The sequence below is a fragment of the Kitasatospora sp. NPDC058162 genome, from assembly GCF_042884005.1.
In the GTDB taxonomy this organism is placed as follows: domain Bacteria; phylum Actinomycetota; class Actinomycetes; order Streptomycetales; family Streptomycetaceae; genus Kitasatospora.
On sequence record NZ_JBHVUS010000011.1, the window covers coordinates 203,018 to 228,404 of the forward strand.

Below are 25,387 nucleotides of genomic sequence, written 5' to 3' on the forward strand. Positions count from 1 at the left end.
TGCCATGACCACACCCCCCGATCTGGACGTCACGTTCTACGACTACCTGCAGCCCGCAGCGTCGGCCGGCGTCTACACGATCAGAGTGCGGCAGGTCCTCACCCGCAACGGCGTGCCCGTCGACACCGCTGACCCGCTCCCGGTGGCCGAGGACCGCTACGAGGTCCGCGGGGCCCAGTTCTTCCTGGACCCCACCACCGTCCACGCCACCTACCCTCCGGCGGGCTCGGCGGGCCACTACACCCACGTCCTGCCGCACATCACCTTCAACCGGGCCCTCCTGCCCTGGGAGCGGCAACTGCCGGGCCGTACCGCCGAGGCGCACGAGCCGTGGCTGGCGCTGCTCGTCTTCGCCGCCGGCGAGGTGGACGACGACCCGTCCGCCCAGGGCGAGTTCACCCGGCGCACGGTGCGCGCGCTGCGTGAGCCGGGCGAGCGGGGCACCGTCGGCCCGGTACTGACCGGACCGGTCGACGAGGACAGCGAGTGCCGCACCATCGACGTACCCGCGGAGGTGTTCACCGCGGTGGTGCCCCGCCAGAACGAGCTGTTCTACCTGGCCCACATGCGCGACGTGCGCACCCCCTCGCGGCATCGCGGCGAGGTCCCCACCGAGGGCCGGTACGGGGTGCTCGCCGCCAACCGGTTCCCGCGCGCCCCGGGTGCCTACGCGGCGCACCTGGTCTCCCTCCAGGGACACCTCGACCACCTGACCACCCTGCCACCCGGCACCCAGCGGGTACGGCTGTGCAGCCTGTGGTCCTGGGCCTTCACCAACGACCCCGACGGCCACGTCAACCCGGGCGAGCTGCTGCGCCACCTGGCGGCCCCCGACCCGGACGATCCGGAGAACCTGGCCCTGCGCCTGACCCCGGCCACCACCGTGGCCGACACCGTGGCCGACACCCCGGAGCAGCGGTACGCGAGGACCCGGCTGCGCAACGGCTACGCCCCCGTGGCCTACCGCGCACTGTCCGGGGAGGACACCTACGCCTGGTACCGGGGCCCGTTCACCCCGCTCACCGCGCCCCCCGTGCCCGCCCCGGCGACCCCCGGACCGCACACCACCGCCGACCACGCCCTCATCTACGACCGCGAGCACGGACTGTTCGACGTCAGCTACGCCTCCGCGTGGACCCTGGGCCGCACCATCGCCCTGGCCGACCCCGACTACACCGGCGAACTCACCGCCGCCCGCCGGGAGTTGTCCAACCGCGCCGCCACCCTCGCCGCGCTGGCCACCGATACAGCCCGCGCCGCGAACGACCCCGACGCCCTGCCCGGCGCGGCGGCTCTGCGCGACCTGGCCACGGACACCTTCCGGGGGCTCGTCCAGGCCCTGCAAGCCCCGCTCGTCCAGGCCCCGCCCTCTCCCCCGCAGGTGCGCACCGCCCGCCCGGACCTGCCGGCGCTGCTCGCCGACCCACGCGTCCGCCAGTCCCTGAGCACGGTCGCCGACGCCCGCACCCCCACCCTGCCGCAGTGGCTCGAACGCCTCGGCCTGCTGCACGGGGTGCCGTTCGACCATCTGGTCCCCGACATTCGGATGCTGCCCCCGGAGAGCATGCGGGCCTTCCGCATCGACCCCGACTGGATCGCGGCCCTGGTCGCCGGCGCGACCGACGTCGGCGCCCACACCAGCGTGGACCGCGATCTGAACCCGCTGCTGTGCGAACGCCTCGGCCGCGCCCGCAGCACCGAGCTGCCGGTGGCGGGCCTGCTCATCCGCTCCGCCCTTGTCCCCGCCTGGCCCGACTTCGACCTCCTGGCCACCTGCGGCCCCGGCGCGGAGCCCGTCAGCGAGCTGCGCCGCGACCACCTCGGCCCCGACGTGCTGCTCCTGCTGTGGGACGCCGTCCCCGACAAGGTCGTCATCCGCGAACCCGGCCAGGGCATCCACTTCGGCATCAACGGCGAGCAGCGGATCAGCCTGCGCAACCTGACCGGCCCCGACCTCGGGTACGACGCCGGGACGGAGTTCCCGGCACCGGGTACCTCCGACGTCTTCAGCGCCCACCTGCGGCCGGGCCGCGCCGGCGCGCAGCCGGACGTGCTGAACCTGCGCGGCGCGGGCGGCCTGGTCCCGGCCCTCGCCGCCTTCCTCGGGCTGCCCGACCTTTCCCCGAGCCAGTTCGCCCTGGAGCTGGTCAACGCCCCGCTGGAGCAGCGGCTGCTGCCTCCTGGCAGCACGTTCTAGAAGGAGGCGGTCATGAGCGACACCGAACTGATCGTGCCGGTCGAGGTCCACGCCCTGCTGGCCAACCAGACCGTGCGGACGACCCATCCCTTCTACCGCGTCCGGCCCAGCTTCCGGGCCATGCTGCGCGACAAGACGGCGGCCGAGCCCGAAGCCTTCTCCAACGGGGACCGCGTCGACCTGGACGAGACGTTCGAAGGGGTCCACGTCCAGTGGCAGCTGCCCGAGGCGCTGACCGAGGGATTCGTCGACGAAAGCACGGGGCAGACCCGCTTCCCGCTGGTGCCCAACCGGTGGCTGGTCGTGCGGTACTCCGAGGTGCGGGGTGTCAGCAAGGCGGCCGGCTGGATCGTGCACAGCGACTACCTGCTCAGCGACCACCCCGAGGACGAGGACGACTACGAAGACGGCACCCTGTTCATCAACAGCTACCTCAACCCCCGGCTGGAGAAGCCGCAGGTCGACTGGCTGGGCCGCATCCACCTGCTCGCCGACGGGCCGTGGCGCGAACGCGGTGACCACGAGCTGTTCCTGACCGCGGTGGGCGCGGGCCTGCCCACCTTCGCCGCCTACCAGCCGTACCACGAGAAGGTCTTCTCGATCCACGACGACCTGTCGGACCTCAAGGAGTCGGAGAGCTATCCGCCTCCCGCCGACCTGAGCTACCTGGTCGTCGGCTGGTACAGCGACGTCTCCAAGGACATCCTCCGCCAGGCGGCCGACATCCCCGGGCTGCTGCCGCCCGGCAGCACCGGTTCACCCGCCGAGGTGATCGGGGCCCTGGGCTGGACCCTGGCCGGACGCACCGCCGCCACCACCCTGGGCACCACCGAGCCCCACGGCATCGAGAACATCCTGGACCACCGCTCGGACACCTACTACCTCAGCGCGGGCCCTGCGGCGCGCTCGGGCCGGATCACCCTGGACCTGGGCAGCGAGCAGCAGGTCAGCGCCGTCCGGGTCCGGCTCGGCGATCCGCGCGGCGAGCACCTGCTCCCGGCCGTGCGCCTCCAGGCGTCCCTGGACGGCACGACCTGGCCCGCCCCGTACGACCAGGACTTCGCGGCGGGAAGCCCGGTCCTGGAGTACGCCCCCGCCGCCCCGCTGACGGCCCGCTACCTGCGGATCGAACTGCTCGCGGACAGCCCCGAACCAATCGCGGTGCGCAGTTTCCAGGCCACCGCCGCCCCTGCGGTGAGCCGCACGCTGTACAGCGGCACCGCCCTCGGCCTGACCTGGCAGCGCGACGGACAGGCCCCCGCCCCGGACAAGCGCCCCGAACAGGTCGACGTCCTCAAGATCGCCCTGGGGCACAGCCTCGGCGAAGCCGCCCCCGCCCTGGTCGACCGGCAGACGCGATCCCCGCGCACCGCACGGCTGTTCAGCGCGCTGTTCCACGGCACGCTGGACACCTTCGACGGCGCCGACGGGGACCGCGACCTCCAGGAGATCACCCACAAGAGCTGGTTCGCCGGCTCCGACGGCGGCCACACCTGGCGGATCGTCCCGCGCCCCGGCGCCGAACCGCCGACCTCGCCCGCGTCCCGGTCCGACCTCGTTCCTGCCTGGCTGGAGCAGCTCAACGCCGACCAGGCCGCCCACGACGCCGCGCTGCCCGTCCTGGCGGAGCGCCAATGGCGGCTGTGGGCCCTGTGGTGGCTCTACCGCACGCCCGTCGACCAGCGCCCCGACGACCTCGATCCCGGTTTCGAGGCCGACTGCGCCTACCAGGTCGATCCCGACCGGGAGGGCAGCCTGGCCGCGTCGACCGCGACCCAGCTGGAGCTCGTCGCCGCCCTGCGGGCCGAGCTCCCGAACATCCCCGCGGGCCAGGACCCGCAAGCCGCGATCGACGCCTGGGCCTCCGGCCGGGGCCTGGCCGGGCACCTCCAGCTCCAGCGCACCGCACAGGACGGCTTCTACCGGCCCTCCGACCCGGTCCTGCTGGTCGAGGGCTCCGCCGGCGCCGCCAGGCCGCTGACCCGCGACGAGGAGGACCCGCTCCCCTGCCGCCTGCCGTCCAACCTGCTGCGGAAGGTCCGGATCGGCGACAGCTGGAAGCCCGGTCCAGACGACGGCGCACCCCTGGACCCGGGCATCGCCGGACTGCCCGCCCCCTGCGCCGCCCTGCTCGCGGAGTTCTCGCTGCTGCACCGTGCGGCCTTCACCCGCGTCTCCGGCCGGACCGCCCTGCAGACCATCATCGAGAACCCCGGCACGCATGCCGAGGGCCCGCTGGCCGAGTACACCGAGCCGTGGGAGCAGGCCTGGCTGCCGATGTTCCTGATGTGGAAGCTGAACTACTTCCCCACCCCCTACCGCACCGAGGCGGGCTACCACTGGACCTTCCGCGCGCCCGAACCCGGCAGCGGCCCGGACTCCTACAGCTACACCTGGAACGGCACCGGCGCACCGCCCGCCGACTTCACGGGCGGCGAGCACCCGGACCGCCTGCAGCGCCTGTTCCGTTCCCGCTCCTTCCTCGCCCCCACCACCGTCTTCGTCGCCCGCGCCCAGCTGGCCCGCTACCTGGCCACCTACCCCGGCGCCGACACCGCGGCCCTGACCGCGCTGCGCGAGGAGCTCGAACAACTCGACGTCCTGTCCCAGACCCTCGACGGGTTCAACGACTGGCTCCTGCAGCTCGACGGCGGCGCCCAACTCCCCACCGAGGCCGGCATCGCCGGCCTCACCGGGGACCAGAACCACGTGCCCGACGGCGCCGGCGGCCGCAACGAGCGGCGCTTCCAGCCCGTCCGTGCCGGGCAGTTCGCCTTCACCGACCTGAGCATCGTCGACCGTTTCGGCCGCCGCATCGACCTGGTCGTCTCAGGCCGCCAGTACGACCAGTACCCCGTACGTACCGCCTCGGTCACGCCCAACCGGCCCCTGTACACATCCCCTCCGCCCAACAACCCGGAGCGGTTCGTCCAGTTGCCGCCGCGCCTGCTCCAGGACACCCGCCTCGCGTTCACCCCCAGGCTCGCGGGCTGGCTCCTGGTCAACTACCTCGACCAGACGGTGGGCGTCTACGGGCCCGCCGGAGAGGCACTCGGCGAACTGCGCGTGATCACGACCGGTGGGAGCACCCGCGCCCCCGCGTACACCCCACTGCCGCACTCCCCCTACACCGGCCTGAGCGACGGGCGGTTCAAGGAGGACCACCCGCACCTGCACGGGTTCCTGGCCGCCCTGCCCAAGGACACCCCAGCCGCCTTCGAGGCCCTGGTCAAGACCGTCGACAAGAGCCTGCGGGCCATCGTCGACCCCGTCCCCACGGACGACCGGCTCCCCGGTGTGCTCATCGGCCGCCCCGTCGCCCTGATCCACACCGCCCTGGACCTACAGCTCCAAGGCCCCCCGCTGACCGACCCCTCCTGGCCGACCGTGCCCGACACGCTCCAGGCGCCGTACACCGACGACACCTGGGCGATCCGCCTGGGCGACCCGTTCGACCTGGACGACGGACTCATCGGCTACTTCCGCGCCGAACCCGACCAGGACGTCGACTACCGGCGGCTCCACGCGGTGGACCCCGTCGGCAGCGACCCCTACCTCCAGCGCATCACGGACGGCACCGACCTGGCCCTGCCCGCCCGCCCGGCCGACCACCCCCGCACCCGCCGCCTCACCCTGCTGGCCCACCCCCACCTGCCCGTCCACGCCACCACCGACATCCTGCCGGTGCACAGCCTGCAACTCGACGCCGACCTCGTGCACCAAGCGCTCGCGGAGATCCGCGCCTCGTTCCGGCTGAACCCGCTGCTCGCACCCGTCCGCAGCAACCGCGCGACGACACCGGACTCCCCGGAGGACGACGCCCTGGTCGTCCCGCCGCTCTCCAGCCGCTACGGCACCTGGACCTGGGCCCAGCCGCAGGCCACCGACACCGGTCCCCTCGCCTGGGACGAACTGCCCCTGGTCCCGGCCGACCACCTCGCCCACCCCGACGACCCGGCCCCGACCGCCCGCGCCGGATACCTCCAGCTCCGGCCCGCGGCCGCCGAACCCGACCCGCAGCCCTGACCACACCACCTGTCCGCTCGCCGAAGGACGACCGCCCATGACGACACCCGGCACCACCGAGCCCGAGACCAGCGGGCACCTCACCTACACCCTCGCCACCGTCCCGGAGGTCCTCACCTCCAGCACGCCTCAGCATCCGCAGTACGGCCGTCTGGACATCACCGTGACGCGCAGCCGCAACGCCCCGGGCTCCGTCAGGTGTCGCGGCATCACCCTCGAACTGCCCACCGGCACGCACCCCGGAGCCCTGACCGCACAGCCCGAGAGCATCGACACCACCTACAGCGCCACCCGGGGCCGTTCCTGGCACATCCTCAAGAACACCGCCCACCAGGACCGCACGCTGTTCACCTGCACCCCCGAGAACCCGCGGCAGGAAGCCGTCTTCGACGGCACCTGGGCCCTCACCCTGACCCTCGACGGGTTCCCCCTCACCACGACCACCGGTGTCACCGCCCACCTCCGCATCACCGAGGACACCGCCACGGCGCCGGCCTCCTACCGCACCCACACCATCGCCCTGCCCATCGGCACCCGCCCCGCCGACCGCAACAGCTGACGCGCGCGACCCCGTGCGGCCCCGAACGCCGGCGCCCTGGAGGCACTCATGCCACCGACCACCGACCCCGACGACGAACTACCCTCCCGTGCTCCGCACGCCTTCCGCCTCGAAACCACCACCGTGCCCAGGCAGTTCACCACCTCCACGGCAACCGAGGACAAGACGGGCGACATCCACTTCACCCTCCGCCACACCACTACCGGCTTTCACACCCGGTGCGGCGCGATCACCGTCACCGTGCCGGTCGGCGACAAGGCCGCCGATCTCACCGCCAGGCCCGCCGACATCCATGCGGTCGCCCGCGACACCAAGGGCACCCCCTGGCGTGTGGAGCGGGCCACCTCCGCCGGCGCGGCGACCTTCACCTGTGTTCCCGACAATCCGACCGAGTCGGTCGTCTTCGACACGAGCCGGACGTTCACCCTCGTCCTCAGCAACATCCCCGTCAACAGGAGCCCCGGGGACGCCCAACTCACCGTCACCGCGAAGACCGCCGCCGTGTACGAGGTTCCTCCGGCCACCGCCACCTCCACCATTCCGGTCAACGGGAACACCACGCCCCTCGACCTCATGCTGGACGGAGACTGGAGTACGGCCCACAACAGCGGCATCGCGCCCCGACGCGGGGACCGGATCACCATCGACCTCGGCAGCGCGAAGCCGGTCATCTCCACACGGGTCATCTGCATGCGGGTCGGCGATCCCGCACCGGCTCCTCGCCCGATGAGCCTGCGAGCCTCCGCGGACGGCGACACCTGGACCGAGCTCCACAACGGCACCGGGCCGGTCTCCATCTGGTGGCCTCTCCCCTACGGCTCCCACGCCGAAACCCCCATCCCCGTCCGCTATCTGCGCCTGGAGATGCTCGAAGACTCCCCGGTCCCGGCCGTCATCAGCGTCTTCGAGGCCGCGGCCCTCCCGCAGAACTGGGAGACCGTCACCACTGGAATCGCCACCGTCAACAAGGAGACGAGCGAGTTCTTCTTCGACTCCTTCTCGTGCCTGCGCCCCCAGGTCGAGCGAGGGGCGCCCGCCACCCTCGTCTGGGAGGGAAACGCCGTCGGCACCGAGTACTTCCTCTACTGGGACGACCAAACCGTCACCGACGGCTCCGGCAAGCAGATCCCTGTCACCGGCCCCACCTACACCACCCACAACCTCACGGACACCACCACCTTCGTCCTCGACGCCCAGAGTCTGGACGGCGCCGGCCAGACCGTCCACCACTACCTCTCCACCACCGTCACCGTGAGGAACCCCGACATCCGAGCAGGCAACGTGACCGTGCACCACGAGCGCACCGTCGGCGTCGACAACGTCGCGGCCACGAACGCCGGCGGGATCACCATCGAGGGCAACGTCACCCTGGGCGATTCCCTGACGCTGGGCCACAGCAAGACCCTCCGCACCGACCGCATCGCTCCCAGCGGCACCGTACCGCTGCGCATCACCGACAGCGCGATCATCGCCGCGGGCAAGACCCTCACGGTCAACGGACCGCTCCAGGTGGGCGGGAGCGTGGACATCATCGGACCGTCCACGCCCTACACGCTGCGCGCGGGCCAGGAGCAGACGGTCACCGCCACGACCTCCGGCCTCGTGATCGGCCAGGCGGAGGTCACCGGGCAGCCGGCGAACAGGCTGTCCCTGATCAGGATCACCTCGGGGAGCCAAACCGTCAGCGCCGTCGCCTGCACCTTCGACATCGGGAGAAGAGACAGGTCCTGCGCCGTGCTCGCGGTCCGCAAGGGCGAGAAGTTCGTCATCGCGCACATCGACAAGGGGGCCGCATCAAGCTCCGCGCCCGCGCACTTCTACTGGATTCCCTTCGGCTTCGCGGACAGCACCCGCACCACCACCTGATCCGCCGTGCCCAGAACCCCTGCCCCCTCCCCCGTGAGGTCCGCATGATCCTCGACTCCGGCCCCTCCGAAGCCCTGCTCCGACTCGAACTCGTCTCCGATCCACCGCAGTTCGCGGTCTCCACCCCGGGCAGGACCGAAGAGGGAACCCTCCAGCTCACCTTCTCCAAGCCGGGCGACGGCACCAGCAGCCGCTACTACCCCGGCGACCCGGACACCCCGGTCGACCCGAACGCGCCCGCCGTCAAGTGCCGCAAGATCACCGTCTCCCTCCCCATCGGCCCCGACGCCACCGACCTCACCGACAACCCCGCCGCCATCGACCCGGGCTTTCACGACAGCAAGGGCACCCCGTGGCGCGTCACTCCCGCCACCAGCGGGACCGAGATCGTCTTCACCTGTGTCCCCGACAACCCCACGGAGCAGGTCACCTTCGAGGGCGTCCGTAGATTCACCCTGATCCTGGGCTCCATCCCCATCAACCCGACCCCGGGCGACGTCCAACTCACCGTCGTCGAGGAAACGGCCACCGGCAACGACTGGAAGCCCCGCTCGCTGGTCATCCCGGCCATCAACAAATCCGGCAGCATCTTCTTCTTCCGCCGGTTCTCCGCCCTGCGTCCCCGGGTGGAGCGGGGCAAGGCCGCAACCCTGATCTGGGACGGGAGCCACGGCGCCGGCACCACGTACTACCTCTCCTGGGACGCCTTCAGCGGCACGAAGGTCGTCAGCGGCTCCAGCTATGTCACCCACGAGCTGACCGAGACCACCACCTTCGTCCTCGACGCCCGGACCCGCAGCAGCACCGGTCAGGTCATCCATCACCTCCTCTCCACCACCGTCATCGTCAAGGACTCGGACGTCCGGGCCGCCGCGATGACCGTGCGGGGCACCCTCCGAACCGACCGAATCCGCCCCATCACCTTCCCCGGCCTCCTTCAGATCTCCGGCCCCGTCCTGGCCCACGGAGACCTCAGCATCGGCAGAGGCGGGACGCTCTACACCAGAAACATCAGCGGCAAGAACCAGTCACCCATCGACATCGCCGCGAACGTCTCCACCGGCGCAGACCTCCTGAGAGTCGCCGGGCAGTTCCAGCTGAAGGGCAGCGCGGACCTCATCGGAGCCGGCACCCTCTACACGCTGAGAGTGGGCGGGAAAGCAGGCCCCATCACCGCCCGAAGCGCCGGCCTGGTGATCGGCTGGGCAGAACTCCAGAGGGCCGACTGGATCGCCTCCATGATCACCATCGAGGCCGGCGGGCGAACGGTCCACGCGAGCGCGACGAAGAACGCGACACCGTCCTCGTCCCCCGAGGTGGCCTGCACCGCCGTCCTCGCCGTCCGCCCGAACGAATCCTTCACCATCACCCACCACGACGAGGTGGGCAACAACTCGAATCCCACCCTCGCCCACTTCTACTGGATTCCGTTCGGCTTCGCCGGAGCAGGAGGGGCGAGCACCCCCAGCGGCCCGGACACCGCCGCAGACGGAACCCCTGCCCCGTAACCGCACCCGGTACCCCGATACGCCGCGAGGTTCACCCATGTTTCTGGCTGCCAGTCCCGGCACAAGCCTCCTGCAACTCGACATCGTCTCCCGCCGGTTCACCGGGTCAGGTCCTGACGGAGGAATGACGACCACGCTCCAACTCACCTTCTCCCGACCGGCCGACACCGCCTCATCGACTGGGGTGAAGTGCCGCGGAATCGCTGTGACGCTCCCCTTCGGCGCCCAGGAGTCCGACCTCACCCAGGACATCGCGCCGGTCGGAGCGGCCTGCCAGGACAGCAAGGGCACCACCTGGCGCATCGTCAGGAGCACGACCCCCGGCACCGCCACCTACACCTGCACCCCTGAGACCGTGCACGAGGACGTCACCTTCGACGACAGCCGCAAGTTCACCCTCGTCCTGTCCTCCATCCCCGCCACCCGCAGTGCCGCCGACGCGCAGATCACCGTCACCGAAGACACCGCAACCGGCACCGACTGGACAACCCGCTCCACCACCACCCACGTCGTGGCGACCAACGACACCACCTTCTTCTTCCGTGACTTCTGCTGCCTCAAGCCTCAGGTCCTCCACGGCCAACGGGCCACGCTCGTCTGGGAAGGAAGCCCGGTGGGCACCGAGTACCACCTCTCCTGGGACGACACCAGCAAGGAGGTCACCGGCCCCAGCTACACCACCCACCCGCTCTACAGAACCACCACCTTCGTCCTCGACGCCCGAACCCGCAGCGCCACCGGCCAGGTGATCCACCACTACCTCTCCACCACCGTGACCGTTCGGGAGTCCGACGTCGAAGCCAACAACCTGACCCTCCAAGGGACCCTCCAGGCAAGCAAGTTCCTCAGCACCTCCGGCACCTCAAGGAATCCCATCTACTTCCTCAACGACATCACCGTCACCGGCAACGTCCGCCTCCCCGAGATCGGCCCGACCTCCACGGTCTTCACCGACCGCATGGACGCCGGCAGCGGCGAGCGCATCGAGATCCCCGGCACCACCGTCGACGGCGCGCTCACCGTCAACGGAAACCTTGAGCAGAACGGCAGTTGGGACTCGCTCGGGCCGTACGAGACCTACACGGCCCCCCACGGACCGATGACCGCCGGAACCGCCGGCCTGCTCATCGGCCAGATCGCCACCGTGGTGGCCACCTCCCCCTCAAGCCTCACCATCACAGCCGGACCCACCCAGGTCTCCGCCCACACGACACCGAACCTGAAGCCGCCAGGACAGACCCCGGGTTACTCAGGGGGCAATGCCGTGACGATGCTCATGGTCCGCAAGGGCGAATCATTCACCCTCGCCAAGTCCCCCAGCTCAAACCCCGCCTTCTACTGGGTCCCCCTCGGAAGCGCCTGATCCCGCGATTCGTCTTCGCCGACGAACTCCCCCGCCGTGCTGTGAGGATGGGGCTGGAGGCCGAGCGGGCCGAACTCGTCCAGGCAGAACACGGCCTCGGGTTCTCCGGGATCGGGCAGGATCTTTCCATCGGCAAATGGCCAACGGTCACCAGGGTGATGCCCGAGCAGGCGCGGCCGATCGAGGTGCAGGAGCGCTTTCGGAAGTTCCTCGTCACCGACGGCTTCGACCGCTACGGGCTCGAACCAGGGCGGCCGACGCCAACTCCCCAGTTCCTGCAGGTGGAACTCACCGACCTGTGCAACCTGGCCTGCGCGGGGTGCGTGCGGGCGGTGCACAACAGCAGCGGCGGTCCTGGTCCGATCCCGAACAGCCCGCGCTCACTCTGGACACCAGGGCCCCGCTCAGCACCACCGTGAAGGCCCTGTACACCTTCGCCGCCGCTACTCTCGCAAACGCCGCTTCCCCATAGACGCTGGTCAGGCAGCAGTCGGGAGATGCGGCATCCAGTCGGCTCCCACGGGTGTCGTCTGCCGTCCATCGCGTGAGCCGGCCCCATGCCCGCTGCGACCACTCCTCGCCTTCTCCGCCACGAAACCCCCGCCCTCGTCCTCGAACTCCTCGAAGCCGGCGCCTCCCCGTACGACGCGGTCACCGGCCTCGTGCGGCACGCCCTCCACATCGCCGACGGCCTCCTCCCCGACCCCGCCGGCCTGCGCGAACAACTCGAAGACATCGACGACGACCTCGCCCAGTACACCGGCCCGGACACCGACCCCGAGGACACCGGCCTGCGCCTGACCCCGCTCGACCCCAAACGACCCGCCCCCCGACCTGCTCGAAGACCTCCTCGCCGGCATCCACGGCTGCCACCTCCTCCACGACGAATACGACGACGAGGACGACCTCGACGACGGCCTGGAGGACTGGAACGACGAGCAGGCGGAACAGCGTCAGAACCGCAGCCACAGCCACTTCGCCCAACTCGTTCGCGAAGCCGCGGCCGCCCACCGCGGCCGGCTCACCTGAATCGCCTGCCGCAACCACCTGTCGCGGATCAGGGCACCCCGGCCTCGGCGGCCCAATGCCGCGCACGGCCGGGCACCCCGACTGGCCGTTCACACTGCGTAGCCACGTCGGGGCAGGAGACAGCCCCTGCCGCCCGGACGGGCCTCCAGAACAGGGCCCCAGGCAGTCACGTACGGTGACGGTTTCCGCGTGCCCGCATCGACCATGACGGGCACCACGGCAGCCTGCCCGTCCATTGGCACGCCCAGGTGCGGGTCCTCACCGTGAACCGCAGGTCAGAGCCCCATTTCCGCGTTGGTGATCGCATGGTGGTCGCAGACGATCATCCAATCTCGGCGTAGGTAGCCTCCGTGAACTGATCAAGAAGTCACAGCCACAGGAGGTACACGAAGTGCGCACGTCAGGACGGCCGGGCCGGGTCTACCGCCGCTGCGGATGCCGGGACGCCGACCGGCGCCAACTCGGCGCCGGGTGCCCACGCCTCGCCGAGCAGGATCACGGCACGTGGACCTTCGCCGTCGACATCCCCTCCCTCACGGGCCGCAGGCGCACCATACGCCGAGGCGGGTTCGAGGACGAGTGGTACGCCGAGACGGCGCTTCGGCGCTTCCTGGAGGGGCGTCTGCTGGGCTTCGACGCCGACCCGCACGAGACTGTGGCCGCCTACCTCACGAAGTGGCTCAAGGGCATGGAGTTCCTGCTCAAGCCCACCACCTACGCCCGCTACCGCACCTACGCGCTCTGCGAACTCATCCCCGTCTTCGGCAAGCTGCGCCTGGAGGAGCTCGCCCACGACCACATCGCCGCCTACACCCACCAGCAGCTCGAAGCCGGCCGCGGACGCCAGGCCGTCTACCACTGCCTCGCCACACTCTCCAGCGCCCTGGGCACCGCCGTGCGCACCCACCGCCTCCCCTACAACGCCGCCCAGCCCCTGCCCATGCGCAGGCCCCAAGCCGCCGAACGCGTCCCCTGGACCGCGGAACAGGCCGTCGCCTTCCTGAGTCACTGCCGAGGCGTCGACCCCGCCTTCGCCGACCTCTTCGAGGTCATCATCGGCACCGGCCTGCGCAAGGGAGAGGCCCTCGGCCTCCAGCGCCCGTGCGTGCGGCTCGACGACCGCGTCATGTACATCCGCCACACCCTCTCCGCGATCGACAACCACGAACTCGTCCTGACCGCACCGAAGACCAAGAAGAGCCGCAACTGGGTACCCCTGTCCGACCGCGTCGCCGCCGCCCTCGAACGCGCGATGGCCAAGAACACCTCCCCGGGCAACGGCCACGTCTTCCAGGACACCGACGGCAAGCCCCTCCACCCCGCCGCCGTCCGCCGACGCTTCCACGAACTGCGCGAACAGGCCGGACTCCCCCACGTCACCATCCACGACCTTCGCCATCTCGCCGCCACCCTCGCTCTGGAGGGCAACGTGTCCATGGCCGTGATCTCCAAGACCCTGCGGCACTCCACCCTGTCGACCACCGCGAACATCTACAGCCACCTGACCTGGGATGTCGCCATGGCCGCGGTCCACACCATCGAAACCAGGCTCCACCTCGCCGAAGCCCGCGCCCGATACGGCGCCGACACCCTCGCCAGTCCCTTGCCGAACCCGCTGTTCAGTCACGCGGCCTGACACAACCGCACGGCTATAGCCACCCCGGTCCGCCGGGCCCGCCCAGAAGGCGGCAAGGACCAGCTAAACGGCCGGAACCGCCGGTCCATCACTGACATCCACTCAGCCCCGGAGTCACCACACCTGACGCCGCGGGCTCCACAGGTATGCCCACTTCCGGGAACTCATGCCGCTTCGACACGGGGCAGAAGCCCACTCAACGAAGAACTACGCTCAGTCACCTCGACCGAACAGGCAAAAGCCGCATATCGATTACATCTAAGCGCCCCACGCCCCCAAATGCGCCCCCTGGAATGACGCGAACGAGCGCCCGCGACCACACTGCGACCACCACAGCAAAAGAGCGGGCACTCGGTTTCCCAAGTACCCGCCCTCACAACCGACTTCACAGTCGGGACGACAGGATTTGAACCTGCGACCCCTTGACCCCCAGTCAAGTGCGCTACCAAGCTGCGCCACGTCCCGTGGTCTCGGTGCCTTGCGGTGGGGCCTGGGGGGCCTTGCCGGTTTGGCTTCTCGACCTTGTCTCCGGTTGTTGTCCCGGCGACGTGGAAAACAATACAGCACGTCGGGGGGTGCTCGCTGCCAGGTTTCGGGGGTGGGGTGGAGTGGGGGGTCAGGGGGTGGGGTGGCGGGCGTCGTAGGTGAGGAAGGCGGGGCGGCGGGCGGCGAGGAGGAGGACGCAGGCGACGCAGGCGAGGCCGCCGGTGATGACGGAGGTGGCGGGGTTGCTGAGGGCGGCGACGGCGCCGGATTCGAAGTCGCCGAGGCGGGGGCCGCCGGCCACGACGACGATGAAGATGCCCTGGAGGCGGCCGCGCATCTCGTCGGGGGCCGCGACCTGCATCATCGTGTTGCGGAAGATCATGCTGACGGTGTCCGCGCAGCCGGCCACGGCGAGCAGGAGGAGGCCGAGCCAGAGGTTGTGGAGGGCGCCGAAGGCGGCGATGGCGAGGCCCCAGGCGGAGACGGCGGCGAGTATCGCGACGCCTTGGCGGCGGACCCGGCCGACCCAGCCGGAGAAGAGCGCGCCGATCAGGGCCCCGATGGCCGGGGCGGAGACGAGCAGGCCGACGGTGCGGGCGTCCCCGGCGTAGAAGGTGGCGGCGATCGCCGGGAAGAGGGCGCGGGGCATGCCGAAGATCATCGCGGCGAGGTCGGCGAGGAAGCTGGTGCGCAGGTTGGGCTGCTCGCGCAGGAAGCGCAGGCCGTCGAGGACGGAGGCGCGGCCCTTGCGTTCGCCCTCCGGCCGCATGGCGGGCAGGCGCCACACGGCGTAGAGGGTGCCGGTGAAGGCGACGGTGTCCACGAGGTAGGCGGCCTGGGCGCCGAAGGCGCCGATCAGGACGCCGCCGAGCATCGGACCGACGGTGAGGCCGAGGTTCATGCTGACGGTGTTCAGGGCGTTCGCCGCCGGGAGCTGGTGGGCGGGGACCAGCCGGGGGATCATCGCCGAGCGGGCGGGCGAGCTGAGCGCGAAGAACCCGGCTTGGAGGGCGACGGCGGCGTAGAGGAGCGCCACCAGGCTGAGTCCGGCGAGGGCCTGGGCGGCGAGCAGGGCGGAGACGGCGGCCAGGCCGGCCGAGCCGACCAGGCCCAGCTTGCGGCGGTCGACGGTGTCGGCGATCGCGCCGCCGTACAGGCCGAAGGCGACCAGCGGGACGAGCGAGAACAGTCCCACCAGGCCGGTCGCGAAGGCGGAGCCGGTCAGGTCGTAGACCTGGACGGAGACGGCCACCGCGGTCATCTGCTGGCCTATGGAGGACACCGCCTGCCCGGACCAGACCCGGCGGTAGTCGGCGTTCTCGCGCAGCGGGCTGAGGTCGGCGAAGGCCCGCCGGTACCAGGGGACGGCCGGAGAGGGGGAGGGACGGGAGGAGGGGCTGGAAGAGGGGACGGCGACGGGCTCGGGGGCAGAAGCGGCGTCGGCGGTCGGGGTATCAGGAGGTTGGTTGCTGGTCACAACGGTCCATGGTTGCCCCGGCCCCCGCCGCACCCGACACCGGGTCCCGCCCTGCACACCTCAATCGGCGGGAAGGCACGGCCCCCACCCGTGCTCGGCCCGCCGCGACGGACCGAGCACGACGGACCGGGCACGACGACCCGAGCACAGCAGACCGAACACAACAGACCGGGCACGCCGCCCCGGCCCCCGCGGACTACCTGGTGAGCACCTGCTTCTCCCCCGCCTCCACCGCGAAGTCCAGCCGGTTGCCCGGCGGCGGGAACGGGCAGATGAAGTGGTCCGCGAAGGCGCAGGGCGGCAGGTAGGCCCGGTTGAGGTCGAGGACCGTCCGCCCCTCGTCGTCCGGCGCCGGCAGGGTGATGAACCGGAAGCGGTAGGTGTCGATACCGCTGGTGGCGTCGGCGATGACGCCGGTGAGGTGCTGTCCGGAGCGGCCGACCGTCAGGGTGCGGTGCTCACCGGCGACGGTGAACTCGATCCGGCCCGTGATCGCCAGCGGCCGGTCCTTGCCGTCCGCGTTCGGGACCACCACCGACTGCCCCTCCTCCTCGAAGGGGGTGTAGACGGCGGGGACGGCCCACTCGGGCGCGTAGGGGTAGGCGGAGATGCCCGCGAAGCCGGTCCGGCTCGGCGCGGACGGGTCGAAGACCCGCAGGGCGATTTCGCCCTCCCGCTCGATCGGGACGAGCAGCAGGTCGCCCAGGGTGGCGGTGTCGGCGGCCGGGTCGGTGTCCGGGCGCAGCAGCACCTCGCCGTCCACCGGCCCGTCGGCGCCGTCGACGGTGATGCCGTCGCCGGCCGCCGCCCGTACCCGGACGCCCTCGGCGTCGGCCCACCAGAGCCCGGGCAGGCCCGGGACCTCGACCGGCTCGGGCTCCAGCCAGTGCGTGCCGGTGAGTGCGAGCTGGCCGTGCAGCGCGCTCACCGACGCCGCCCGCCCGTCACTCCAGTGCTTCCAGTCCTCCGCGGCCGTCGCCGTCATCGGTCAACCCTCCCGGTCCGGTCCGCGGACGGCCCGCCGTTCGGGCCGTCCGTATCGGTCATCCTGCACAACACCGACCGCCGGTGCGGATCATTCCACGGACCGGGCAGGCCGCCGCACCCGAAAGGAGACTGCAATGCGGCGGCAACAGACGGCAGCTGGAGCACCGACACCCGGGCCGGGACACCGACGGCCGGCCCTTCAACACCGACGGTCAGCCCTTCAACGGCCGGAACAGGCCCTCCTGCACCACCGACACCACCAGCTGCCCCGACCGGTCGTAGATCTGGCCGCGGGCCAGGCCGCGCGCGCCGTGGGCGATCGGGGACTCCTGCTGGTAGAGCAGCCAGTCGTCGGTCCGGAACGGCCGGTGGAACCACATGGCGTGGTCGAGCGAGGCCATGTCGAAGTGCCGGGTGCCCCAGAGCGGCTCGACGGGGGCGCGCACGGCGTCCAGCAGCGTCATGTCGCTGGCGTAGGTGAGAGCACATACGTGGATCAGCGGGTCGTCCGGCAGGGGGCCGTTGGTGCGCAGCCACACGCCGCTGCGCGCCTCGACGTCGACCAGGTCCTTCTTGTTCCAGCGCAGGCGCTCGACGTAGCGGATGTCGAAGGGCTGGCGGCGGCTGATGAACGGGGGCAGCTCGCCGAGCCGGGATCCCACCTCGTCCAGGGCGCTGGGCAGGCTCTCGGGCGCCGGGACCTCCGGCATCGGGTACTGGTGCTCGATGCTGCCCTCCTCCGGTCTGTGGAAGTCGGCGGTGAGCGCGAAGATCGACCGACCGCCCTGAATGGCGAGCACCCGGCGGGTGCTGAAGGAACGGCCGTCGCGGAGCCGGTCGACCTGGTAGACGATCGGCACGCCGGGGAGCCCGGGGCGAAGGAAGTACGCGTGCAGCGAGTGGACGGGGCGCGCGTCCTCGATCGTGCGCCCCGCCGCGACCAGCGCCTGCCCGGCGACCTGGCCACCGAAGGTGCGCTGCAGAGCCTCCTCGGGACTGCGCCCGCGGAAGATGTTCAGTTCGATCTGCTCCAGGTCGAGCAGATCGACGAGGTCGTCGACGGGGGTACCCATGCGCGCGCTCCCTCTCGTGATTCCGATCGAGTTCTCCAGCTCACTCGAATTCTCCAGCGACCCGGGACATTCCCGCTCACCGACTCCCAACGGCCGATTCACTCGAACGAGTAAACGAAACGAATGAACGAACCATGAGCAGACGAGACGACAGCCGGGACGACAGCCCAGACAAACGGACGGACGAACGGACGGGCGGACGGGCGGACGGACGAACGGACGGCCCCCGGGCTACGCCCCCAGCCCGGACTGCCGCACCGTGACGTTGAGCCGCCCGACCAGGTCCAGCCCCAGCCCCGGATCCGCCGTCCCCGGCAGCGTCCGCACCACCCCGTGGTACGCGAACCGGGCCGGCCCGCCGAACACCAGCAGGTCCCCGCTGCGCAGCTCCAGGTCCGTCCACGGCCGGGTCCTGGTCTCGGTGTTGCCGAGCCGGAAGACGCAGGTGTCGCCCAGCGAGAACGAGACCACCGGCGCGTCCGCGCGCTCGTCGCGGTCCTGGTGGAGGCCCATCTTCGCGCCGTGCGGGTAGTGGTTGACGATCGCGGTGTCCGGCTCGTAGGCCGCCGCGCCCGCCACCTCCCCGACCGCGTCGCCGTACGCCTCCGCCACCGCCCGCCGGGCGAGCTCCCCGAGCAGGGGCGGGAACGGCTTGACCGGGGCGCCGTCCTCGGCGGTCCGCGCGTACCCGTAGGGGTACCAGTGCCAGCCGAGGCTCACCATCCGCACCGACATGACCCCGCCGGTGGGCATCCGCACGCTGTGCAGCCCGGCCGGCGGGCGGGCCCACTCCCGGCAGGCGGCGACCAGTCGCAGCTGCGCGGCCCGGTCCAGCCAACCGGGCAGCAGCACGGCCCCGGGAGCCGACTCGGACCGCACCCGGGCGGTCCGCTCACCCGGCCGCTCACCCGACGGGTCACCGGCCGGCTCACCCGGCCGCTCACCCGACAGGTCACCCGACGGGTCACGGAACTCGTCACCGAACCGGTCACCGAACAGCTCACCCTGGATCACCCCACCATCCTCCATCCTCCCGCACGAGCCGCGCCCCCTCCCCCGGCCCGATCATCCCCAGCTCCCGCGCGCAGGCCGGCCAGGCCTCCCACCCCTGCTGCCGCAGGATCTCCTCCCCGACGGTGGTCTGCTCCCGCCGGCCCGCGTGGTCGGGCCGGTCGGCGAAGCGCAGCCCGCCGGCGTCCGCCCAGGTGGTCGGCCGGATCTGCAGACCGCCGTAGAACCCGTTGCCGGTGTCGGCCCGCCAGTCGCCGCCGCTCTCGCAGTCGGCGAGCTCGTCCCAGATGAGGTCCGCGACCCGCACGGCCGCACCGGCCCGTACGCCACCCACCCCCGCGGCCACCCCCACCACTACGGCGGCCACCGCAGCGGCACCCACCCGGAGCACAGCCCGGACCACGGCCCGGACCACAACCCGACCTGTCCGATCGTCATACGAATGCGGCACGGCAGCCGACCCTAGAGAGGTCTGCCGCCACACCGCCCCGACACGCCGGGAACGCCGACGGCCGCTCCCCCGCGTGGCGGAGGAGCGGCCGTGACGGACCGGCGAGCGACCAGGGGTCAGCTCAGCCTGCCTCAGATGCTCAGGGTCTGACCCGGGAAGATCAGGTCGGGGTTGCCACCGACGACCTTGGCGTTGTTCTTGTACAGCTCGTGCCAGTCCAGGCCCTGCGCGGCGGCGATGGAGCTCAGGGTGTCACCGGACTTGACGGTGTAGTCGCCCTTGGCCGGCTTGGCGTCGTTGGAGCCGGTCCAGGACTTGGCGGCGTCCTTCTTCGGCGCGGCGTCGGCCTTCGGCGCAGCGGCCTTCGGGGCGGCCTCGGCCTTCGGGGCAGCGGCCTTCGGCGCGGCGGCCTTGGGGGCGGCCGCGGCCTTCGGGGTGGCGGTCTTCGGCGCGGGGGTCTGCGCCGGCTTGGCGGCGGAGGTGCCGGCCGTGGTGTCGACGGCGGCCGGGGCGCCACCCTTGGTCAGGCCCGCCTTGACGGAGCAGACCGGCCAGGCACCGGGGCCCTGGGAGGCGAGGACCTTCTCGGCGACGGAGATCTGCTGCGCCTTGGTGGCCTGGTTGGCCTGGCCGGCGTACGCGGTGCCGCCGAAGGCGGCCCAGGTGCTGGAGGTGAACTGCAGACCGCCGTAGAAACCGTTGCCGGTGTTGATGGCCCAGTTGCCGCCGCTCTCGCACTGGGCGACAGCGTCCCAGGTGGAGACGGGGGCGGCGGAGGCCGAAGTGGCCGTGACGAGGCCGGCCACCGGCAGGGCCGCGACAGCGGCGCCCGCCACGACGGCCATCCGAACGCGGTTGCGCTTGGTGGCGGCGGTGGTGGTGGCAGCGGCGTTCTCGTTACGGAAGGTCATGGGGTTCCTCTCGACAGCCCCGGGCGGGCATGCGGAACCAGACCCTGGAAAGGGCCTCGTTCACTTGCCGCGTCCGTCGGACGGCCGTGCACGTGTCGGACGTGCCTCTGCCGCCCTGGCCACCCAGCCGCTCGCCGGCGACCTGTTCGAGCGATCGCGTCGGCGGGCACCTGCCGCGCCCGGTCGGAACCGGGGAGCGGTGCGTCGGGGGTGAACCCGGGTGGCGCTCGTTGCGCCGCCAAGAAAGCTAGGTGCCGGTCGGTGGGGAAACCAAAACTCCACCGGTCTTCCCAGCTCAGCGAAGGGTTACCGGCGGTAATAGCCACACAATCATGCCCGAAATGTCCACTTTGGCCATTGATTCCTAGATCAAACATCGAGTCGGCGTGACTCACCTCACCGTTTCAATCCGGCAGTCCTGTCACCGACATCGACAGATTGCGACCAGGAGAACACGCGGCGCGGTCGGATCCGGGGCAATTCCCGTCAGCCTCGTCGGGCACCCGTGACGCCTGACACAAGGGCCCGTTGGGCATGGCGACCTCCCCGTGTCCGCCCCCATGACCCCACCCGCACCCATCCGAGGAGAACCCGTGCCGCGCATGCTCGACGTCAGCGACGAGGTCCGGTCCGAGATCGGCGACGACGAGGCCGACCGCCTACTCGGCGGCGACCGCGCCCCCGACAGCTACGAATGCACCTCCTGCCGCACCCCCGGCGACACCCACGTGGAGCCCACCAGCACGGTGCTGTTCGTCGGTGACGAGACGGCGGTCCTGGCCTTCGCCCACGCCCGCTGCATCCCCTCGCAGGTGGTGCCGGTCGCCGAGGAGCAGCTGGTCGGCGCCGTCCGCAGCATCAACCAGACGCAGCCCGCCGCTCCGGGCCTCACCGTCCCCGCCCCGCACCTCACCGGCCCGGACCTCGCCGTCCCGGACCTCACCGCCCCGGACCTCTCCGTCCCGGCGCCGACCGCGCCCGGCGGTCCCGTGACCCAGCCGACCGCCCCGGGCCAGGCCGCCATCCTCGGCATCACCTGCGGGCTCGTACTGCACGGCAAGGTCGGCCACGCCTCCCTGGTGGTCGAGCCCACCGGCCCGGTCGGCCGTCCCGGCAGCACCTCCGGCGAGGACGAGTTCCTCGACCTGCTCCAGGACGCGGGCTTCCAGCCGGTCGCCGACCTCGACGAGACCCCAGAGCAGCTGCCCGGCTGGTCGGTCCTGGTCGCCATGGGCAAGCTGCACGCGATCCTGCAGCCCGCCGCGGCCGGCGGCAGCACCGGCTGGTGGCAGGCCCACCAGCCGCTCCAGGTCACCGACGCCTGGCGGATGGCCGCCAGCCAGCTCTCCGAGGTGACCATGTACGCCGTCCCGGCCGGCATGGTCGGCCGCCAGCCCCGCGAGGACCTGCTGCGCCAGGCGCTGGAGCGGGCGGTCGCGCTGGGCCAGGTGGTCGCCGCCTCCCTCCCGCTCGCCGGCACCTGATCCGCCGCCCCGGTGCGACGGGCGGGCGGCCGCGGCCCGGCTACGGCCTCCCGCCCGCCCCTCCGTACGCCGAACGCCCCCGCATCCCCGCCGCCTCTCACTCGTTGGCCCCTACGTGTACAGCTACGACGTCTCCGCACCCGCCGGACGGTCGACCACCGCCCCCCGCTCGATCCCGGGCATGCGCCCGTCGTACGACGCGGAGCACCCGCACTCGACGACCCCGATCTACGACGAGCTGTACTCCGAGTACCGACGGCTGTTCCGCGCCCTGCCCGGCGACCGCTCGGGCGAGGAGGACCTGAGGTTCACCGGCTTCGCGATCCGCGACGGCTACCCGCTGCTCGGCGAGCAGCGCCCGTACCCGTCGGCGCAGCACCAGGCCGTCCACACCTACGGGGGCCAGCCGTCCGGCCTCCCCTCGTTCATGCCGGCGCAGTCGCACCAGCCCCACACCCAGCACCACTCCCCGCACCAGCACCACACCCAGCACCCGACGCACAACCAGCACCCGGCGCACGCCCAGTCCCACCACCACGGCCACAGCCACGCCCACCCGCACCCCCAGCCCCAAGCCCACCCCCACCCCGAGCCCGTCGCCGCCACGGCCGCCTCCGCCACCAGCGGCGGTCACGGCCAGGGCTGGGTCGCCGCCGGCTACCTGGGCGCGGCCCCGCACACGGTGCCCGCCCCGCCGCCCGCCCCCTCCCCGGTCCTGGGCACCGCCACCGGCCTCGCCACCGCCCCGCCCCCCACCGGCGGCCGCCACCGCCAGATGCTCTCGCTCCCCCCGGGCCGCACCGGCGACCACCGCTGACGTACCCGCGCGGTCGGCACCGCTGACGGGCCCGCGCGGCACCGACGCCCCTGGCTCAGCAGGTCCCGGAACGACCGAAGGGCCCCGCCACCACCGGTGACGGAGCCCTCCAGCTCGTACTGCTACTACTACCTGCTCACTGCTACTTCCGCTTGCGCTTCTCCCGGACCCGCACCGAGATCGAGATCGGCGTCCCGACGAAGCCGAACTCCTCACGCAGACGACGCTCGACGAAGCGCCGGTAGCCCGCCTCCAGGAAGCCCGAGGCGAAGAGCACGAAGCGCGGCGGACGGATGCCCGCCTGGGTGCCGAACAGGATGCGCGGCTGCTTGCCGCCGCGGATCGGGTGCGGGTGGGCGGCGACCAGCTCGCCGAGGAAGGCGTTCAGACGCGCGGTGGTGATGCGGGTCTCCCAGCCCGCCAGCGCGGTCTCGATCGCCGGGACGAGCTTCTCCATGTGCCGGCCGGTCTTGGCCGAGACGTTGACGCGCGGGGCCCACTGCACCTGGACGAGGTCGCGCTCGATCTCGCGCTCCAGGTAGTAGCGGCGCTCCTCGTCGATCTGGTCCCACTTGTTGTAGGCGACGACGACGGCGCGCCCGGCCTCGACGGCCATCGTGATGATCCGGGTGTCCTGCTCGGCGAGGGTCTCGCTGGCGTCGATCAGGACGACCGCGACCTCGGCCTTCTCCAGCGCGGCGGAGGTGCGCAGCGAGGCGTAGAAGTCGGCGCCGGCGGTCAGGTGGACCCGGCGGCGGATACCGGCGGTGTCCACGAACTTCCAGGTCTTGCCGCCGAGTTCGATCATCTCGTCGACCGGGTCGCGGGTGGTGCCGGCCAGCTCGTTGACGACCACCCGCTCCTCGCCGGCGACCTTGTTCAGCAGGCTGGACTTGCCGACGTTGGGTCGGCCGATCAGCGCGATCCGGCGCGGGCCGCCGGGGGCGGCGTCGCCGAAGGTCTGCGGCGGGGCCTCGGGCAGCGCGTCCATGACGGCGTCCAGCAGGTCGCCGGAGCCGCGGCCGTGCAGGGCGGAGACGGGGAACGGCTCGCCCAGGCCCAGCGACCACAGGTAGGCGGCCTCGGCCTCGGTGGACGGGCCGTCGACCTTGTTGGCGCACAGCACGGTCGGCTTGCCGGCCCGGCGGATGAGCTTGATCAGGGCTTCGTCGGTGTCGGTGGCGCCGACTGTGGCGTCCACGACGAACAGGACCGCGTCGGCCTGCTCGATGCCCAGCTCGGCCTGCGCGGCGACCATGGCGTCGATGCCGAGGACGTCGATCTCCCAGCCGCCGGTGTCGACCACCTTGAAGCGGCGGCCGTTCCAGCTGGCCTCGTAGGTGACCCGGTCGCGGGTGACGCCCGGCTTGTCCTCGACGACGGCCTCGCGGCGGCCGATGATGCGGTTCACCAGGGTCGACTTGCCGACGTTCGGGCGGCCGACGACGGCCAGCACCGGCAGGCGGACGAGCTCGGCGCCGTCCACGCCGTCGAAGCCGTCGAGGTCGAAGCCCTCTTCGGCGGCCAGGGCCATGTACTCGGCGTAGTCGGCGGCGTCCAGCTCGCCGGGGCCGGCGGAGTGCTCTTCGGTCATGTTCGTCTGTTCCGTTTCCCGGCCCGGCCCTTCCCAGGGGCGTGCCGTGCGTACCTGCCCCGCTGGGGCAGCGCGATGGTTTCGTCCGCGGCGCCTGACGGCCCGCGGTTCGTTCAATGATCGGCCGGTCGGCCGATACGACCAAAAAATGGTCAGCCGGTCAGACCGACGACAGCCCGGCCCGCTCCTCCACCAGGGCGGTGATCCGGCCGATCACCTGCTCCAGGGTGAGCTCGCTGGTGTCCACCAGCACCGCGTCCGCGGCCTGGGTCAGCGGCGCCGTCTCCCGGGAGGAGTCGGCGGCGTCGCGGCGCGCGAGGTCGGCGGCCATCGCGGTGATGGTCGCCTCGTCCACGCCCTTGGCCCGCAGCTCGGCCGCCCGGCGCGCGGCCCGGGCCGACTCGGAGGCGGTCAGGAACACCTTGACGGTGGCCTGCGGGAACACCACGGTCCCCATGTCCCGGCCCTCGGCGACGATGCCGCGCTCGGCGACCTCGGCGCAGCCGCGCTGCAGCTCCACCAGCCGGGCCCGCACGGCCGGCACCGCGGCGACCGCGCTGACCTGCGCCGTCACCTCGGGGCCCCGGATCGGGCCGGAGACGTCCTGGCCGTCCACCGTGATGGTCGGCCCGTCGGCGTCCGTACCGGACACGATGACGGGCTTGCCGCACGCGACGGCCACCGCCTCCGGGTCGTCGACGTCCACGTCGTTGGCCTGCATCCACCAGGTCATCGCCCGGTACATGGCGCCGGTGTCCAGGAAGCTCAGGCCCAGCCGGGCGGCGACCGCCCGCGAGACGGTCGACTTGCCGGAGCCGGAGGGTCCGTCGATGGCGACGACGACCGGGGCGTGCGCTCGGTCGGCAGTGTCCACGGGGCGAACCTCTCTCTGAGCATGCTGAGAACATGGGA

19 protein-coding genes and 1 tRNA gene are annotated in these 25,387 nt (G+C 71.7%); 10 read left to right on the forward strand and 10 right to left on the reverse strand.

Going from position 1 to position 25,387, the window contains the following annotated elements; translation table 11 throughout:
* Nucleotides 1-4: 4 nt before the first annotated feature.
* The 7 genes from ACFVXG_RS22270 to ACFVXG_RS22300 all read left to right on the forward strand — a co-directional run bounded on the left by ACFVXG_RS22270 (nt 5) and on the right by ACFVXG_RS22300 (nt 11,938).
* Nucleotides 5-2,197 carry a hypothetical protein gene (locus ACFVXG_RS22270; RefSeq protein WP_387929962.1) on the forward strand — a complete coding sequence of 731 codons (2,193 nt, stop codon included), beginning with the start codon at nt 5-7 and terminating at the stop codon, nt 2,195-2,197.
* 12 nt (nt 2,198-2,209) lie between these two features.
* On the forward strand, nt 2,210-6,223 hold the full coding sequence (locus ACFVXG_RS22275; protein WP_387929964.1) for a discoidin domain-containing protein: 4,014 nt from the start codon (nt 2,210-2,212) through the stop codon (nt 6,221-6,223).
* A 37-nt stretch (nt 6,224-6,260) separates the two neighbouring features.
* Nucleotides 6,261-6,782, forward strand: a complete 522-nt coding sequence (locus tag ACFVXG_RS22280) for a hypothetical protein (protein WP_387929966.1) — start codon at nt 6,261-6,263, stop codon at nt 6,780-6,782.
* A gap of 48 nt (nt 6,783-6,830) precedes the next feature.
* The gene (locus tag ACFVXG_RS22285) at nt 6,831-8,648 is read left to right on the forward strand and encodes a discoidin domain-containing protein (RefSeq protein WP_387929968.1); all 1,818 of its coding nucleotides are present in this window, start codon (nt 6,831-6,833) and stop codon (nt 8,646-8,648) included.
* A 44-nt stretch (nt 8,649-8,692) separates the two neighbouring features.
* Nucleotides 8,693-10,156 carry a hypothetical protein gene (locus ACFVXG_RS22290; RefSeq protein WP_387929970.1) on the forward strand — a complete coding sequence of 488 codons (1,464 nt, stop codon included), beginning with the start codon at nt 8,693-8,695 and terminating at the stop codon, nt 10,154-10,156.
* 205 nt (nt 10,157-10,361) lie between these two features.
* Nucleotides 10,362-11,519: a hypothetical protein gene (locus ACFVXG_RS22295; protein ID WP_387929972.1), complete on the forward strand. Its 1,158-nt coding sequence runs from the start codon at nt 10,362-10,364 to the stop codon at nt 11,517-11,519.
* 47 nt (nt 11,520-11,566) lie between these two features.
* Nucleotides 11,567-11,938 (forward strand): hypothetical protein, encoded by a 372-nt coding sequence (locus ACFVXG_RS22300; protein WP_387929974.1) that lies wholly within the window; start codon nt 11,567-11,569, stop codon nt 11,936-11,938.
* A gap of 60 nt (nt 11,939-11,998) precedes the next feature.
* Here ACFVXG_RS22300 and ACFVXG_RS22305 read toward each other — a convergent pair whose 3' ends face one another.
* A complete protein-coding gene (locus ACFVXG_RS22305; RefSeq protein WP_387929976.1) occupies nt 11,999-12,379 on the reverse strand; it encodes a hypothetical protein in 381 nt (126 codons plus the stop codon).
* A 560-nt stretch (nt 12,380-12,939) separates the two neighbouring features.
* On the opposite strand from ACFVXG_RS22305, the gene ACFVXG_RS22310 reads away from it, so the two are divergent.
* A complete protein-coding gene (locus ACFVXG_RS22310) occupies nt 12,940-14,184 on the forward strand; it encodes a tyrosine-type recombinase/integrase (protein WP_387929978.1) in 1,245 nt (414 codons plus the stop codon).
* Between the two features lie 391 nt (nt 14,185-14,575).
* Here ACFVXG_RS22310 and ACFVXG_RS22315 read toward each other — a convergent pair.
* From ACFVXG_RS22315 to ACFVXG_RS22345, 7 genes are all read right to left on the reverse strand, one after another.
* Nucleotides 14,576-14,649, reverse strand: a tRNA-Pro gene (locus ACFVXG_RS22315).
* 151 nt (nt 14,650-14,800) lie between these two features.
* Nucleotides 14,801-16,147 carry an MFS transporter gene (locus ACFVXG_RS22320; RefSeq protein ID WP_387929980.1) on the reverse strand — a complete coding sequence of 449 codons (1,347 nt, stop codon included), beginning with the start codon at nt 16,145-16,147 and terminating at the stop codon, nt 14,801-14,803.
* Between the two features lie 196 nt (nt 16,148-16,343).
* A complete protein-coding gene (locus tag ACFVXG_RS22325; protein ID WP_387929982.1) occupies nt 16,344-17,132 on the reverse strand; it encodes a DUF1684 domain-containing protein in 789 nt (262 codons plus the stop codon).
* A 214-nt stretch (nt 17,133-17,346) separates the two neighbouring features.
* The gene (locus ACFVXG_RS22330) at nt 17,347-18,207 is read right to left on the reverse strand and encodes an acyl-CoA thioesterase (RefSeq protein WP_387929983.1); all 861 of its coding nucleotides are present in this window, start codon (nt 18,205-18,207) and stop codon (nt 17,347-17,349) included.
* Nucleotides 18,208-18,438: 231 nt separating this feature from the next.
* Nucleotides 18,439-19,086: an alpha-ketoglutarate-dependent dioxygenase AlkB family protein gene (locus tag ACFVXG_RS22335; protein ID WP_387930012.1), complete on the reverse strand. Its 648-nt coding sequence runs from the start codon at nt 19,084-19,086 to the stop codon at nt 18,439-18,441.
* A gap of 121 nt (nt 19,087-19,207) precedes the next feature.
* Complete coding sequence (locus tag ACFVXG_RS22340) at nt 19,208-19,585, reverse strand: transglycosylase family protein (RefSeq protein ID WP_387929985.1); 378 nt, start codon at nt 19,583-19,585, stop codon at nt 19,208-19,210.
* A gap of 215 nt (nt 19,586-19,800) precedes the next feature.
* Complete coding sequence (locus ACFVXG_RS22345) at nt 19,801-20,580, reverse strand: transglycosylase family protein (RefSeq protein ID WP_387929987.1); 780 nt, start codon at nt 20,578-20,580, stop codon at nt 19,801-19,803.
* Nucleotides 20,581-21,173: 593 nt separating this feature from the next.
* On the opposite strand from ACFVXG_RS22345, the gene ACFVXG_RS22350 reads away from it, so the two are divergent.
* Together ACFVXG_RS22350 and ACFVXG_RS22355 are read left to right on the forward strand one after the other, a co-directional pair.
* A complete protein-coding gene (locus tag ACFVXG_RS22350) occupies nt 21,174-22,064 on the forward strand; it encodes a hypothetical protein (protein ID WP_387929989.1) in 891 nt (296 codons plus the stop codon).
* Nucleotides 22,065-22,179: 115 nt separating this feature from the next.
* A complete protein-coding gene (locus ACFVXG_RS22355; protein WP_387929990.1) occupies nt 22,180-22,881 on the forward strand; it encodes a hypothetical protein in 702 nt (233 codons plus the stop codon).
* Between the two features lie 142 nt (nt 22,882-23,023).
* On the opposite strand, the gene der is transcribed toward ACFVXG_RS22355, so the two are convergent.
* Together der and cmk are read right to left on the reverse strand one after the other, a co-directional pair.
* Nucleotides 23,024-24,475, reverse strand: coding sequence for a ribosome biogenesis GTPase Der (der, locus tag ACFVXG_RS22360; RefSeq protein ID WP_387929992.1), 1,452 nt, complete (start codon nt 24,473-24,475; stop codon nt 23,024-23,026).
* Nucleotides 24,476-24,635: 160 nt separating this feature from the next.
* On the reverse strand, nt 24,636-25,349 hold the full coding sequence (gene cmk / locus ACFVXG_RS22365; RefSeq protein WP_380531289.1) for a (d)CMP kinase: 714 nt from the start codon (nt 25,347-25,349) through the stop codon (nt 24,636-24,638).
* Nucleotides 25,350-25,387: the final 38 nt, after the last annotated feature.